11 protein-coding genes are annotated in these 15,030 nt (G+C 54.1%); 4 read left to right on the forward strand and 7 right to left on the reverse strand.

Annotated features, from left to right (window positions below):
- Nucleotide 1 precedes the first annotated feature (1 nt).
- From QSV34_RS05125 to QSV34_RS05140, 4 genes are all read right to left on the reverse strand, one after another.
- Nucleotides 2–1,504, reverse strand: coding sequence for a hypothetical protein (locus QSV34_RS05125; protein ID WP_289152556.1), 1,503 nt, complete (start codon nucleotides 1,502–1,504; stop codon nucleotides 2–4).
- The gene (locus QSV34_RS05130) at nucleotides 1,501–2,667 is read right to left on the reverse strand and encodes a hypothetical protein (protein ID WP_289152557.1); all 1,167 of its coding nucleotides are present in this window, start codon (nucleotides 2,665–2,667) and stop codon (nucleotides 1,501–1,503) included. The genes QSV34_RS05125 and QSV34_RS05130 overlap by 4 nt, the downstream gene beginning before the upstream one ends.
- 146 nt (nucleotides 2,668–2,813) lie before the next feature.
- Nucleotides 2,814–4,094, reverse strand: a complete 1,281-nt coding sequence (locus tag QSV34_RS05135; RefSeq protein WP_289152559.1) for a hypothetical protein — start codon at nucleotides 4,092–4,094, stop codon at nucleotides 2,814–2,816.
- Nucleotides 4,091–5,380 (reverse strand): energy transducer TonB, encoded by a 1,290-nt coding sequence (locus tag QSV34_RS05140; RefSeq protein WP_289152561.1) that lies wholly within the window; start codon nucleotides 5,378–5,380, stop codon nucleotides 4,091–4,093. Before QSV34_RS05140 ends, QSV34_RS05135 begins: the two co-directional genes overlap by 4 nt.
- Before the next feature lie 322 nt (nucleotides 5,381–5,702).
- Here QSV34_RS05140 and nhaC point away from each other — a divergent pair, with 322 nt between their 5' ends.
- On the forward strand, nucleotides 5,703–7,220 hold the full coding sequence (gene nhaC / locus QSV34_RS05145) for a Na+/H+ antiporter NhaC (protein WP_289152563.1): 1,518 nt from the start codon (nucleotides 5,703–5,705) through the stop codon (nucleotides 7,218–7,220).
- On the opposite strand, the gene QSV34_RS05150 is transcribed toward nhaC, so the two are convergent.
- Both QSV34_RS05150 and QSV34_RS05155 read right to left on the reverse strand, forming a co-directional pair.
- The gene (locus QSV34_RS05150) at nucleotides 7,180–8,325 is read right to left on the reverse strand and encodes a hypothetical protein (protein ID WP_289152565.1); all 1,146 of its coding nucleotides are present in this window, start codon (nucleotides 8,323–8,325) and stop codon (nucleotides 7,180–7,182) included. The two genes, nhaC and QSV34_RS05150, sit on opposite strands and share 41 nt — an antisense overlap.
- A gap of 152 nt (nucleotides 8,326–8,477) precedes the next feature.
- Nucleotides 8,478–9,710, reverse strand: coding sequence for a tetratricopeptide repeat protein (locus tag QSV34_RS05155; protein WP_289152567.1), 1,233 nt, complete (start codon nucleotides 9,708–9,710; stop codon nucleotides 8,478–8,480).
- 469 nt (nucleotides 9,711–10,179) lie between these two features.
- Between QSV34_RS05155 and QSV34_RS05160 the strand changes: the two genes are divergently transcribed.
- From QSV34_RS05160 to QSV34_RS05170, 3 genes are all read left to right on the forward strand, one after another.
- Nucleotides 10,180–10,794 carry an RNA polymerase sigma factor gene (locus QSV34_RS05160; protein WP_289152569.1) on the forward strand — a complete coding sequence of 205 codons (615 nt, stop codon included), beginning with the start codon at nucleotides 10,180–10,182 and terminating at the stop codon, nucleotides 10,792–10,794.
- Nucleotides 10,791–11,837, forward strand: coding sequence for a FecR family protein (locus tag QSV34_RS05165; protein WP_289152571.1), 1,047 nt, complete (start codon nucleotides 10,791–10,793; stop codon nucleotides 11,835–11,837). The genes QSV34_RS05160 and QSV34_RS05165 overlap by 4 nt, the downstream gene beginning before the upstream one ends.
- 99 nt (nucleotides 11,838–11,936) lie before the next feature.
- The gene (locus tag QSV34_RS05170) at nucleotides 11,937–14,867 is read left to right on the forward strand and encodes a TonB-dependent receptor (protein ID WP_289152573.1); all 2,931 of its coding nucleotides are present in this window, start codon (nucleotides 11,937–11,939) and stop codon (nucleotides 14,865–14,867) included.
- A gap of 37 nt (nucleotides 14,868–14,904) precedes the next feature.
- Here QSV34_RS05170 and QSV34_RS05175 read toward each other — a convergent pair.
- The coding region (locus tag QSV34_RS05175; RefSeq protein ID WP_289152576.1) for an integrase core domain-containing protein at nucleotides 14,905–15,030 on the reverse strand (126 nt) is incomplete at its 5' end.

Genomic DNA, 15,030 nt, shown 5'->3' on the forward strand with positions numbered 1-15,030 from the left:
GTCAGATGATGTCCTTGCACTTGATGATGATGGGGCCACTGGGGGCAGTGCCGGTAATGGTAAATTCTATGCGCACATCCCGATAACCTTTGCGGCTGCCAGTGGCTACATAGCGCCCCGGTTTCAGTTTGATTTGCTTGCTGCTGAATTTGCCCAGTTCACCCACGCGAAACAGGGTCACCAAGGTGGCGTTGTCAGACTGGATTTCCACCGGCCAGGGAGTGGCGGCTTTGATCAGGGCGGTTTGCAAGGCGGCAATTTGTTTGTTGAGCCGCGGGCCACGCTCGTCGATGGCGCGGGCTTCCTGCAGATATTGGGTAGCATCCTGATAGACGTTTGAGCTGGTAAGGCGCATGGAGTTGTCGATCAGGTTTTGCAGTTTCTCATCCAGCTGAGCGCGCACGCTGCTGCGAATCTGGCCAGTGCGGGCTTCCACTACCGAGCTGTCTTTGTTGAGTACCTGGTTGTAGAGGGTTTCTGCCGCCTGCCAGTTTTCTTCTTGCTCCCGTTGGCTGGCCACCGCCAGTTGCTGCTGCAGGGTTTGCCGGGTCTGGCGGTTTTGCGCCTGGGTGAGGCCGCGTTGGGCTTCGCTGCTGCTGGGGCGCAGAGTCAGAGCATCGTTAAAAGCCTTACTGGCACTGCTCAATTGGCCTTTTTCCAGGTGGCTGTAGCCACTGCTCAGTGCCTGGATGTAATTGCGTTCGGCAATTTGCTGCTGAATGTCCGTCAGGGTTTGCCGGGCGCCACGGTGTTTGCCGTCCAGTGCCAGGGCGCTGTTCACCTGTTCCAGGGCCTGTTCCAGCTCGTTGTTGTCCTGGGACAGTTGTGCCTGGGCTAGTGCTTCGAGTACTGCATCCAGAGTAGCGGCACGCTGCAGGCCGGTGGTGGCGCTGCTGTTATTGGGGTCGATGGCCTGCGCCAGTTGAAAGTGTGTTTGGGCACTGCTGGCATCGCCGCTGTCGATGGCCTGCATACCTTGCTGCAGGGCATCGGCGAGGGTGCTTTCCACCTGTTGTTCCAGCTCTGTCAGGGTTTGCAGGGCTTCCTGATAACCATTGAGGGCATCGTTAAAACGGCGCTCCCGGAAAGCGATATCCGCTTCTGCTGCCGTGTCAGCGGCTTGTTGGTAGCGCTCGGCACCCCACAGCATCACCGCTTTGCCCTGCAGGAATTCCTGTGCCTCCAGCAGTTTGGCGAGAATGTCCTGGGCGTTGCGGCGGGCCTGGGCCAGCTGGGCTTCCTGCCAGGGGGATTCCAGCGGTTTGGCAGCGGTGCCTGTACCGCTGGGCTGATTTTCCTCAACGGCGACCGGGGCAACCTCTGGCGGTGTTACCAGGTTGGGTAACACAAAGATCACCACCAGTGCCAGCAGGCCAGCCACTCCCAGCCCGACAAACACCCAAGGGTTGGTGCGGGGTTTGGGGGTTTGTTCGATAACGGTTTGAGGCTGGTTGTCCGGGGTGTCAGCGGGTTGCTTTGGGTCAGTAGGTGATTGTTGGCTCATTCCAGTCCGCGTTCTTGTTCGTAGATTTGTTGCAGGAGCTGTTTCCACTCCTGGTATTGGGCTTCCACATTGCCGGTAAGAGTAATGGTGCGATCTTCCAGATCGATAACCTGAGGCTCAATATCGGCCTCCAAAGAGGAACCCAGTTCCACCAGAGCGTCCACGTGGGTCTGTGCTTCCTGGCGTTTGCCGAGGGCGTCTTTCAACAACACACCACCGGCACCTGCAGCCACCAGGCCACCCAGTTGGCTGGAACCGTTGTCACTGCCGGCGGCGAGTATGCCGCCGATGATTGCCAAGCCGCCAATAATGCCGCGATTGACGGAGCTTTTGCGCAGCTTTTCGATGGCGATAATGTCGTCGTAACTGGTGGCGCGCCAATCCTGGTAGGGCTTGTTCATGCGTTTGGAGAATGTCTGGTAGTGCTCCTGCATGGTGTCGATATACAGGTAGTCGCGCTCGCGAATGGGGCGCACTCGCTGCAAGATGGTGTCATTATCTGCGGGCAGTGAGGCGACTTTCAGCTCGCCCTTTTTGCCGGTTTCGATATGGCGGTCAAATGCCTGAGGTGAAAAGTCCTGGGCGAAGCGCAGTTCCGATATGGTGCGCAGTTCGGCACTGCGGCTGGCGGGCAGTTTGTCGTGATAGCGCATCAAGTCGTTGGCGATGCGATTAAACACGCCCTGGAAAGGGTCGCGGCCCCGCTGGCGGCGTTCGTAGGCGTATTTGCCTACGGTTTCGGTGTAGGTTTCCGTGTACCAGTGGCGGCCACTTGAATCGCTGACGCGAATTTCCAGTTCCAGGGTTTTGCCATTGGATTGCAGGATAGTGCCTTCCACATAAACGTCGGTGACGGTAGTGGTGCCGGGTATTACTCGCACGGCACCCCAGGCGGCGCTGTTTTGTACGGTAAGGCCGATTTGATGGGCCAGAAACTGGGCTTCCGCCTTACGCAATTCTGGCAGCAGGGTTTCGTTTTCCTCTGCCTTATCGAGGCCGGGGTCGAGGGGAATAACGCCCACATCCAGCAATTCGCGGTTGGATTCCTCGCTGATATTTTGCTGCTCCAGCGGGGTGTAGGCGGTGGTGGTCACCAAGTTGGTGTTGCAGCCAGCCAACAATACCAAGGCTGCCAAAACAGGAATGCTTTTCAATAATTGCACGCTATAACCTCATGGTGTTTTTATCACTCTACCCTTGTGGGTGTGAGCGAGTGCAAGTTTGGTTTTAATACCACTATTTCTTTACTGTTCTTAATAATAAGGCTACGTACCTTACCGTTTTTACTTTCCATTCTTACTTTCCATTTTTACTTTCCATTTTTGTAACGGCGATACTCATCCCACAGTTTTTCCCGCAGTTCCGGGTCGGTTTCGTTTTGTGCCGCTTCGCGAATCTGACGGGCAACAATGTCGTCGTCGCGGCCATCGGGGATGTCATTGGGTATGGCTGCATTCTGGCCCGCCTGGCCTATGCCGCCCCCGCCACCTTGTGCGCCTTGGGGAGCATTTTCTTCATTGCCTGGAAATTCCGGAGATTCCGCCTGTTGCTGTGGGCCGCCACCTGCGGCTCCCGCTTCTGCCGGGTCGCCTTCTTCAAACAGACCTTCAGCACCGCCGGTGTATTCTTCGCTGCCTTCAAATTCACCGGGCTTGCCTTGCGCGTTGACCCGCTCTGACAGGATCATGCCATCGAACACGCCAATGGAGGCTTCCAGTGCGGCATCCAGATCACCCAGGGTTTCACCGCCAGTGCGTGAAGCGCTACCGCCGGTGGGGAAGCCGGGCAGTGAGGGAAAGCCTATACCGGGAGTAGCACCGGGAATACCGAGTACGTTAATCAGATCCTGCAGAATGGCAACTTGTTCAATGGTAATGGTGACGGGAATATCTTCATTGCCGTTATTGGCTTGGGCCCGTTCACTGGCTTCGATGCTGCCTTCCAGGTCGGCGAGAATATCTAACAGCGCCTGCTCGCCGGCAGGGTCCAGCTGGCCATTTTCCACGCTGACGCGAATATCTCCCAGCACATCCTGATACTGCTCTATGCGGGCTTGTTCCGCGGGAGTGGTGTTGGGGTCATTGGCGGCTTCTTCCAGCGCGCCGTCTATATCAGCGAGTACTTCCAGCAGCTGTTCGTGAGTAGCTGCTTCACTGGCGCTGGGTTGAGCGTCCAGGTCAGGAATATCTTCCGATTGACGACTTTCGGCACCAGGGCGGGCGCCGTAAATTTCTTCCGCGGTTTGCGGTGAGCCCTGTTCGCCTTTCTGTTTTGAATCCCGGCTTTGCTGTGACGACTCCGGACCAGAGCGGCTGGAGGTGCTGGGAATCGGCGGAGCACCACCAGGCAGGGAGGGACCAGAAGGCGGTTGCGCCGTCGGGCTGGAAGGGCTCGATGAAGATGACGGCAACGACGGACGCGACGGGCTGGAAGGGCTCGATGGCGAGGGTATCGACGGGCTCGGTGAACCGGACGACGGACTGCTGGGCGGCTGCGGCAATTGCGAACTGCTCTGTGGGTTCTGGCTTTTGCAGCTGACCAGTGTGGCGCCTAACAGTAGCGTCAATGCGATGGTGTTAACTTTGTTCATTGTGTTTTACCCGAGGATTTTTTGCTGAGTCGCAACAAGTAAGTGAAGTCGCTGTAAGCCACTGGCTGGCCGTTTTCGTAGCGAGGCCGAAAGCGGGTTTTTTTTATGGAGCGAATGGCGTTTTGTTCGGCTCTGCGATCGTTTTCTGGAAAGGTGCGAACCACTTTAACGCGGCGTGCACGGCCGCCTTTGTCGATGGTCATGGTGGCTTCCACCAGTGTGCCACTGTTGCGGTGACCGGTGACAAAGTTGGGCAGGCTGTCCGGTTTGCCCAGCAGCTTCTCAATGCCTTCCTGGTCGCCATTGTCATTGAGCAAGTGCCAGGCTTTTTGGTAGCTGTCCCGGGCTGAGCTGGGGCGATTATATATGTTGAACCAGTTGCCCAGCTCTACCATTACCTCGGCCTTGTCTCTGGGGGCGGCTTCGCTGTCGTGGAGGATGTCGATAATACGCTGGTAGGCGTCGCGACCGATTACGTAGGAGTTGAACAGGATACGCTCTTGGTTGACGTATTTACCGGCTTTGGCGGGCTTGGTGGCTTTGTTCAGTTGCCTGACTTCCTGATCAGCGTTGAAGGTGGTGACTTCTGAAGGGTCAAAATTTTTGTAGGTGTGCAGGTGTTGGTTAACGTGCCAGGAACTTTGCGCCGAGCCACGCAGCAGGCTGACCATATTGTTGGCAAACTTCATTGGGTCTTGCTCAGCGATGGCCAGTGCGGTGTTGCTGATGGAGATGGACAGAGTGAGATATCCGATGGCATCCCGTTTGCGATTGTCGATATAGGTCTGGCGGTGCCATTCCGCCATTTCTTCCAGCAGTGGCAACAGCTCCGGAGCGGAGCGCCCGTAATGGCTGGAATAGAGGCGGGTCAGGCGGGTGTAGGCGCGACTGATGGATACCGGGTCCTGTTGTGCCTCATAGCTGTTGATCAGGGCACGCAGGGCCGGTTCCTGCTGAATGCTGTATATGCCGTGGTTGACCCTGGATACGTGCATGGAGTGGTTGAGTGTGCCGACAGCCTCTTCGTGTTTGCCCGCTTGCTGCAGGGCACGGCCAAGGCCCAGTAAAGACTCTGCCATTACCTCGCCGTAAGCGCCCTGTTCTGCCTCCTGGTCTTCAATGACTGCACGCAGTTTATCCACTTTCCAGTGGATGGAATTGTCTGTAGTTGGCGTTTCTTCAGGTGGGGTGTCGCTGGGAATTGAGGTTGAGTCTGACTGTGCCCCTGCAGGATGCAAGGTGCAGGCGGTTACCAAGGTTAATGCGCAAACGGTTTTCTGTAGCATAAATGGTATTGCCTAAGTAGGAGTTAACCACTTAGAACCACCAGCCATGGTATGGTTCCGATATGATTCGTTCTACCCCATTTTGCCACGGATGAAAAGCCTCATTGCCAAGGTGGCGCCGGGAGTAATGGATAACGTCGCCAATGGTGACGGGTTGACCAGCTTAAATCGTCAACACACCACAGTTTTCCGTTATGCTATCAATCTCACGCCAACTGTGTCGGCGTAGGCACAACTTTGTTTTGTGCCGAGCTGTTAACAGGTCGTATTTTTATTGCCGCGTTAAGTTAGTCGTACAAAATAATAATAGTCTGAGGTATGCATGAATTCCGCTCCTGAATCTTCTCCTGAGCCTTCCCCAGAACCTTCTCGAGAGAAGACGCCAACCCCTTTAGATGTGCTGTTGCCAGTACTGGTGTTGATCGGCTGTTTGCTGCTACTGCTTAACAGTTTCTCCGATAATGCCGGTGGATACACCCAGTTAGCGTTGGTGGCCGCTGCCATTACTGCCTGCCTGGTGGGCTTAAAAAATCGGGTTACCTGGGCGGAGCTGGAAGACGGCATGATCAACTCGGTCACCTCTGGCCTGAAAGCCATCCTGGTGTTGCTGGTGGTGGGTGGCCTGGTGGGCAGCTGGATATTGGCGGGCACTGTACCGGCGATGATCTACTGGGGTACGCAACTGCTATCGCCGCAATGGTTTTATCCTGCTGCGGCGCTGATCTGTGCGGTAACCGGGTTGAGCATCGGCAGTTCCTGGACCGTTGCTGGTGCCTTGGGTGTGGGCCTGATGGGAGTGGCCTCAGTGATGGGTCTATCACCGGCCATAACCGCTGGCGCGATTTTGTCTGGAGCCTATATGGGCGACAAATTGTCACCGTTATCGGACACCACCAACCTGGCAGCCGGTGTCACCGGCAACGACTTGTTTCGTCATATCCGCCATATGGGATGGACCACAATTCCTGCATTTGTGATTTCTCTATTGGTGTTTGTTGTCGTCGGCAGTGGCGGCGGCGAATTGAATGGTGATTTGGGTGGCGAGATTGTCGCTGTAAACCGCTTGCTGGGTGAGCAGTTCTACCTGGGCCTGCCGGTGTTTGTTCCACTGTTGGTGGTACTTACACTGGCGTTGTTGCGCAAGCCGGTACTGCCCGCACTGATGGCGGGTATGGTGGCTGGTGTGCTGGTGGCGCTGTTGTTCCAGACGCCTCAAGTGACGTCACTGGGTGGGGGCGAAGGTGACGGTGTGATGATCAAAGGCGTGGCCATTGCCTTGATGGACGGTTTTGCTATTGAAAGTGGTAATTCCATGGTGGATGACCTGCTTTCCAAGGGCGGCATGGGCAATATGCTGTCGACGGTTTTTTTGATTATTTGTGCGCTGACTTTTGGCGGTGCCTTTGAGCGCGCCGGGCTGCTCAAGCGGGCGGTTGATGGCATTTTGAATCGGGTAAAAACTGTCGGCGGTCTGATCAGTGCCACCCTGGCGACCAGTTTTGGCGTCAATGTGACCTGTGCCGACCAGTATATTTCTGTGGTGATGCCGGCACGAATGTACAAAGACGCTTATCGTCAGCGCGGCCTTCACCCGTTGAATTTGTCCCGGGCTGTAGAGGATGCGGGCACTATCACCTCAGTACTGATTCCCTGGAATACCTGCGGTATTTATATGGCCGGTGTGCTGGGGGTAACTGCCTGGGGTTGGGGCTCTGGCTTGGGAGCGTTTGCCTATGCACCCTGGGCAATATTTTGTTGGCTGTGCCCAATTATCAGCGCCATTTACGGCTACACCGCCTTTAAGGTGTTGCCGTTAAAGACAGAGCCAGAGGCAGGTTGAATTCCACGCTGCCCGCGACCACTTCGCCATCCACTACGGCGACACGGTAGGGCAGGCGTCGCGCTGCCTGCAGTGCTGCAGTGCTCACCTGGTTGTTGTCTGCAGGGTAGGTTTTCAGTACTTCGATATGCTCCACTTTGCCCTCGGTATCCACATGCGCCTTGATGCGCGCTAGTGACGAAGAGTCACTGATATGGCTCTGGTTATCTGAAAGCAGCGGCATGGGCTGCCCCAACCATTCTCTGAGTTGCTCGGTACGTTGCGCTTTGTGCAGGGTGCTCCAGGCTTGTTGATAGGCTTTTCGTGAGGCTTTGGGCAGTTGCAGCCGTTGCAGGTAATCCCCCAGATCAATTTGGGCTTGCGCCAGTGTCTCCGCTGACGCCTGATTGTGGCGCAGGATACGCACCACCCGTCGGCGCGCTTCAAGCCCCTGCTGGAATACCTGCTCGGTGAGCTGTTGATGGAATGAGCCTTGCTCACTAAAAAAGCGTAAAAGAGTCAGGTTGTATTCGGTGAGGTGGTGACTGCTCAGAGCAATCTGTTCCAAGGGGGCAATCAACGCCAAGTGGTCATCGTTGTGATGGCGGCTGATGATGTTTTCACTGTGTTTTGCCAGGCGCAGGGACATCTGTAAATTGTCCAGGCGGCTGCTGGTAGGCAAGCGAGTGTATCGTTGCAAATGCCATTGGCTGCTGCGCATCAAGGCGTCTACATCCGCGATGCCTAAAGCGCTGTTGAGTTGATGGTTGTTGATATCCACTAATCGCTGGTGAAGCATCTGCGCGGGTTCTTGTTCGCCGCTGGCATCAGCTACATCGATCAAGGCGCGCAATGCCGGTTCCTGCTGAGGCGCCTTGGGGCCAAAATTAACGCGGCTGATCTGCAGTGCCAGCTGCAGCGCCGTGGCGGCCTGCAGGAAATCACCCTGACGAAAAAATACCAATCCCTGTTGCTGATACAGCTCCACCAATGAGACATCGAAAGGCCCTAACAGGGCAGATTGCTGTTCTATTTGTTCGCTATAACTGACGTTATTTACTGGTGCCGACTGTTGCTGGGCACTGGCAGAGAGGGTGACGGAGAGAGCAAGTACTACTTTCCACATAGGGTTGAACAGCTGCAGAGTGAGAAAACTGGTGCTTGCAGATCACGGCGGCTACTCTCAGCTGCGCTGTACCTCAGTGACCGTCGTGATCGCAAGCACAGTAATAGACTGCAACGGCAACCAATAATTGCTGACGTGAGTGTAAAAAAGGGTTAATCGATCAGCAGGCTTAATTCATAGCCTTCGCTGGTGGTGGGTTCGCCATTGTCCAGGCGGCTGCGAAAGCGGGCATCGCGCAGCTGCCGCTGGGCTTTGCGGGCTACGGACTTTTCATCGGGCTGAGTTTCCAGCACGGTGATATTGCGGGCTTTGCCGTTGAGGTCGATATCCATCTTGACCTTGGCAATTGTTGTGAAGTTGGCCGGGTCTGGTGTATCGAAAACCGGCAGCAGGTGAGGTTCGCCAAACAGGCTGGTGCGTTCCTCCAATTGGTTGTTGTCCGTCAATAACTGCCAGCTCTTGCGATAGAGGCTGTGTGCTTGCTGTGGACTGTTGCCAAACAATATCAGCCAGTCGCCTTGCTGTACTAGGCTGTTGGCCTGTAACAACGGCTCTTGATTGCTTTGGTGAAGGCGGCTGAGTCTGTTATAGGTGGCCAGAGCCTTACTGACGGCGCTGTCGATCTGCTCGCGCTGGTAGCGCTTGGTCAGACGGGCAGTTTCCCGACGCAAGTGGTTGTCGTAGGCGATCTGGTATTCGAAGCGGCTTTCGTCCCGGTAACGAGGGCGAAAATTTCTACTTTGGAAGCGCACATAATCGGCGGGTGGTCGCGGGGCAAAGCGTTGGAAGTGATCAATCAGATAGTAGTGATTTTCAATTTCGCTGTTTAACCGTTCGATAGTCAGTGAGTCTTTCTGCTGAGAGTCGATAGCGGATGCGTTGGTGATCAGTCGAATCGCTTCAGTGAGGTGGGCGAAGGCCTCTTTGTTGCGCGTTTGTATGTATTGGCCGCGATGCCAGCGAGCCGCTTCCAGTTGCAGTGGCAGCAATTTAGGTGAGCTGTTGCCATGGTGGCTGCGGTAAAGGTCCAACTGCCGTTGGTAATTGGTGGCAACGGCACCGACGTTACCCACGGCTTGATAACTGGAGTTTAGCAACCGCAACAGTGGCTCTTGAGAAATACTGGAAATGCCGTCGTTAACCCGGCGAACGTGCAGGCCCCGTTTGAATATGTCGATGGCATCCTGGTGCTCACCATTGGCCTGCAGCGCTTCACCCAGGCCGCGAAGCGGTTCCGCCAGGCCGATGTCGTAGGCGCCGTAGTGCGCTTCCAGTTCATCGATGGCTTCCTGGTATTGCTCAATGGCATCGCCGGTTGCTGCCCCGTGGCTAAGGGCCGTACAACATAGCAATGTCAATGGCAGTAGCTTTCGGAATGCGTTCAAAGGTGGTCTCCACACATAATCTTTACAAGATAACGGCGCCTGGAATAATTTGATGACGTGATGATAGTTTGCTTACCCATGCGGGGATAGCAAGTATCTAGGGCCTGTTCACACTAATTAAGTTATCACTGCTGGGCGCCATTTTTTTGCTCAGCAAGGCAGAAGGAGTGCTGTGTAGTCATTCTACATAAGCGACTGATAACACAGTTGAGCGAAAAAATGGCCTCAGCCCTTCGGGTTGGGGCTAAAAAAGCGCCACTCAGCGTTGCTCGTCGCTACTCCCCATTATGGAGAGGGGAATAACCAAACCACCCTCCTCGCGCCTCGCCTAAAGCGCCTACTGTTGGTGATTGGCACTTTTTTAGTCACAACAGTGACGACTTAATTAGTGTGAATAGGCCCTAGGTGAAATTGACCTGAAATGTACTTTTTGGGAGACTGCATAAGATGTTTTTGCACGGTTCTTCCTATGTCTGACAAAAACAAAATCACCAAAGAGTTTCTGGAATATCGCCAGGTCATTGCCAGATTTCTGCGCAAGCTGACCTCTATGGGCACACCAGAAGTGGAGGATATCCTCCAGGAAACCTTTCTGCGCACCTATCAGTCTGCACTGAAACGGGAAATCCGTTTTCCCAAGGCGTTTATGGTAAAGACCGCTTTGCGTCTCGCCAATAAACAAAAACAGCAGAATATGCGCCTGCAAACCGAAGCTGAGATAGAGGATTTTCCCGAGTCGGAGCTCTGTTTTCTTAATGGGGGTTCTGTTGCAGAGCACAACCCGGAAAAGCACAGCATCAGCCTGGAGCAGTTCCAGTTGTTGTGTCGAGCGATTAACGGCCTGCCTCCGAGGTGTCGCAAGGCGTTTATTCTCAGAAAGATTTATGGCTACTCGCAAAAAGAGATAGCCAGCTATATGGGTCTTAGTGAAAGCACGGTAGAAAAGCATATCGCCAAGGGGCTCCGTTACAGCGTTAACTATATGGACAGTCAGTTATCCACCGGTATGACACCGTCCGGTGAGGCTCAGAAGAGAACAGCTGACACTGGTGAAGTCAGGAAAACCTCTGGTAAAAAATCATGAGTAACACCATCAATTTTCCAAATTTGGAAGCTGTGCAAAAGCAGGCCGCTGACTGGATATCCGCTATGGATCGCGGGCTTTCCGATGGTGAAAATGGGGCATTACAGGACTGGTTGTCGGAATCGCCGTTACATGGCGAAACCCTGGTTCACTACGCATCGGCATGGGATCTGATGGATATCCTTTCACCGATTCGCGAGCTTCTGCCATTGGATGCGGCAGTAAACTCTGCCAAAGAAAGCAAACGGCGGTGGTTTGGTTGGCCTGTTGCCGCCGCCTGTGCGTCATTACTCGCGATAGCAGTGCTGTTGTTTATGGAGAACAGCACTCCAGACCCAGCGTTGAAGCCGCTATTTACCGCTGTGTATCAAACCGAGGTGGGTGAGCAATCAGAAGTGGTACTTCCCGACCAAAGCCGCCTCAAGCTGAACACCGGCTCCCGGCTCAAGGTGACATTCTCCGATCAATCCAGGCAGGTAGAGCTGATCTCGGGCGAGGCCTATTTTGAAGTAGCGAAGAACCCACAATTGCCATTTGTGGTGATTGCCAGAGACCGCGCCATTACCGCAGTGGGTACGGCATTTAATATCGAGCTGAGAGACAAGCAATCGGTAGAAGTTCTGGTAACCGAAGGCAAAGTGGCCATCACTGACCCCCCTATGACTGAAACCCCCGACTCCCATGTGGCGATTGCTGTCGAGCAGGCGGTATACCTCAGCGGCGGCCAGAAAATACAGCTGGATGGCGTTGACTACGGGCCGGTCACGCCCGTGGAGGAATTTGATCTGGAAAGCTCTTTGGCCTGGCAACAGGGCATGATCGTTTTTCAGGGGGAAAGCCTCCATCAAGCACTGGCGGAGATCAGCCGCTATACCGCTGTAGATTTTAAAATTATTGATGATCAAATCAGGGACATAGAAGTAGGGGGGTATTTCAAGGCAGGAGATACTGAACAGCTTTTATTTGTGCTCGGTGAAAACTTTGCTATTCATAGCGAGCTTGAGGGCAATACTTGGTTGTTAAGCCGAAAAACGACGCCATAGTGCTCTGTGAGTGGCGCATCTACTCAGGAAAATCACGACTAAAAAATCTTGCCCAGGGATGGCGGAAATTTCTCTTTAACGCCTCTAATAGGTTGAGTCTTGAATAAAACACATCGTTTTTTGCTGGTTTTATCGCTCTGTGTAGCGGTTTTTGGCGGCTTTTTTACGCTGCCGGTGGCCGCTTCCTTACAGGCTGATAGCGCTACAAAAGATTATGTGTTCGATATTCCAAGGCTCAGAGCCGACAAGGCTTTGGTGCGATTCGCACGTCAGGCAGACGTGACTTTTTTGTTTCCCGTCAGGGAAATAAAAAAGCTGAAGGTTGGTCCCCTTCAGGGGCGCTATACCCTCAGCGAAGGGTTGCGCATTCTGCTGGCTAATACGGGAATCGTTTACCGGGCTGCGTCAGATAAAAACCAAAAAGAGGGTGGAAAAGAGATGAAAACAATCAATAAAAAACTACTACCAACTGTTATTTCTCTGTCCGTTGCCGGTTCCCTGGGGGTGACAGCAGCAAGTGCTACTGCAGAGGAAAAGGCGGCAGTCGACGAAGAGCTGGTGGTGGTTGGCTCAAGGGCCCCCGGCCGCAGTGCTCAAGATCTGCCAGTGCCGGTGGACGTGCTTAATTCCGATACGTTAGAAGCGACCGGACAAACCGAAGTAGGGCGCATGCTTCAGGCTGTGGCTCCGTCATTCAATTTCCCCAGCTCCAGTATCAGTGACGGTACTGATGCCTTGCGGCCTGCAACCCTGCGGGGCTTGGGACCCGACCAAACATTGGTGTTGATCAATGGCAAGCGTCGTCACCAGGCGGGCCTGATACACATTAATACATCGGTTGGTCGCGGTACTGCCGGTACCGATATGAACGCCATACCGGGTGCTTCCATCAAGCGGATTGAGGTACTGCGCGACGGCGCTGCCGCTCAGTACGGTTCCGATGCCATTGCCGGTGTTATCAACATTGTGCTCAACGATGACCCCGAAGCAGGCAGTGTGAGTATCTCCCAGGGGCAGTACACAGAAGGTGACGGTGATACCACCAACTTCGATCTCAATAAGGGCTTTGCCTTTGGTGACGGCGGCTTTGTGGATTTCAGTTTTAACTACCGGGATCGCGGCTACACCAACCGTGCCGGCTTGCACGGTTCTTGTCAGTTCCCAGGCTGTGTAGATACCGACGGCGATGGTATTTTAGAACCTGGCGACCCGAGGGAAGTCACCGTTCCACGGCAAACCTTCCGTATTGGCGATGCAGAGTCAGAGCAGCTTGCCTTCACTTTGAATGCGGCTCACCCTCTCGGTGGTGGTGAGGCCTATGGTTTTGTTACCTACTCCACACGGGACAATGAATCAGCGGCCTTCTTCCGCCACAACGGCAACACAGGTGGCAATGCGCCCCTGGCGGATGGCGATGCCACTATTCCGGAAGGCTTCCTGCCAAAAATCAACTCCGAAATTGATGACCTGTCGTTCAACATTGGCTACCGCATTGAGTTTTCCGATGAGAGTAACCTGGATGTTTCCTATACCACAGGCGAAAATACCATCGACTATGTCACCAGTAACTCACTGAATTCATCGTTTGCCAATGCTCAGCGGTTTACCTCTGGCATGAGCTCCGATGAAATTCGCTCATCCGTACCGCGCTCAGCGATGGCCTATGGTCTGGAGCTGAGCCTGGATACGTTCAATGTGGATTACACCAAAGCCTTTGGTAATTTGTTTATGGCGCTGGGTGCGGAATTCCGTACTGATGAATACCGCATTATTCCTGGCGAAGAATACGCCTTCCGCGACTTCGATACGGTAGATGGCGTCAGCCTGTTTGCCGAAGATCGCAGTGGCGGTATTCAGGGCTTCCCGGGCATTGGCCCGCAGTCGGCAGTGGATGAAAGCCGCGATGTATTCTCTGTATACGCGGACTTTGAATACGACTTTGACGAGGCGGCGACGGTAAGTGCTGCTGCCCGTTACGACGATTACGACGGCTTCGGCAGTACCGTGAACTTCAAACTGGCGGGTAATGTTGGGCTCACCGATAACGTACGTTTGCGCGGTGCGGTCAGTACTGGTTTCCGTGCGCCTTCCATGCAGCAGTTGTTTTTCAACAACGTCAGCACCCAGTTTGTTACCGATGTTGACGACGTGGACAACGACGGTGATACCACTGAGCTGATCGCTCAGGAAGTGGGTACTTTCCGCAACGACAGCTCCCTGGCACAGGCCATTGGTATTCCCGCTCTGGAAGAAGAGGAATCCGATAACTTCAGTCTGGGTGTTGTGGCTAACATTAGTGATGGTGTGAGCCTGACGGTGGATTACTATTCCATCGATATCGACAACCGCATTGTGATCAGTAACCGCTTGGGCTCTGGTTTGTCGGCAGCACTCGATGCCGCACTGATCCAGGCTGGTGCCGGTGCTGGCCAGTTCTTCCTGAATGGCGCCGATACCGAAACCGATGGTGTTGATATTGTTCTCACCTATAATGACCTGGAATTGGCGGAGGGCAGCCTGGATTTAACCTTTGCTGCCAACTTTACCGATACCGAAGTGGTGGATTTGTTTACCCCGGTTGGGTCGGGTCTGGAAACGGTATCCACGGATGTAGTGTTCAACGCTCAGGACATTTCCATTATCGAAGAGTGGCAGCCTGAAGACAGAATCAGCGCCAATGCCAACTGGACTCGCGATGCCTGGACGGTGAATCTGTCGCTGAATCGCTACGGCGAATACACCGTAACCGATGGTGGCCGCCAAACTTACGGAGCGGAAATTCTTACGGATTTGCGTATTGCCTACGAGTTTGAGAACGGCATGACGGTAAGTTTTAACGGCAACAATATCTTTGATGTAACGCCGGATATCAACCTGATTGGTAACTCACGTACCGGTGCTATTGAAGATGGCCCCAACGGTGACCTGATTGTTGATAGCCGCGGCGTGTTCCAATTCTCCCGCCGTTCCGCACCCTTTGGCTTTAATGGTGCCTTCTACTCCTTGGGGGTTTCCTACGACTTTAATTAATTCGAGGTGTCTTGTCCTGATATAGGTTGACACTATTTCAGGTTAAAAACGCCCGATGGACTTCATCGGGCGTTTTGTATTTTAGAGCCATATGCGGCCGCCGTTTATTGTATAACTCAACAGATTCTTCCACCATGACGGTAGCCTGCTCAATATTTTCAGG

Origin of the sequence: Porticoccus sp. W117, from assembly GCF_030341905.1 — a bacterium.
Classification (GTDB): Bacteria; Pseudomonadota; Gammaproteobacteria; order Pseudomonadales; family Porticoccaceae; genus SCSIO-12696.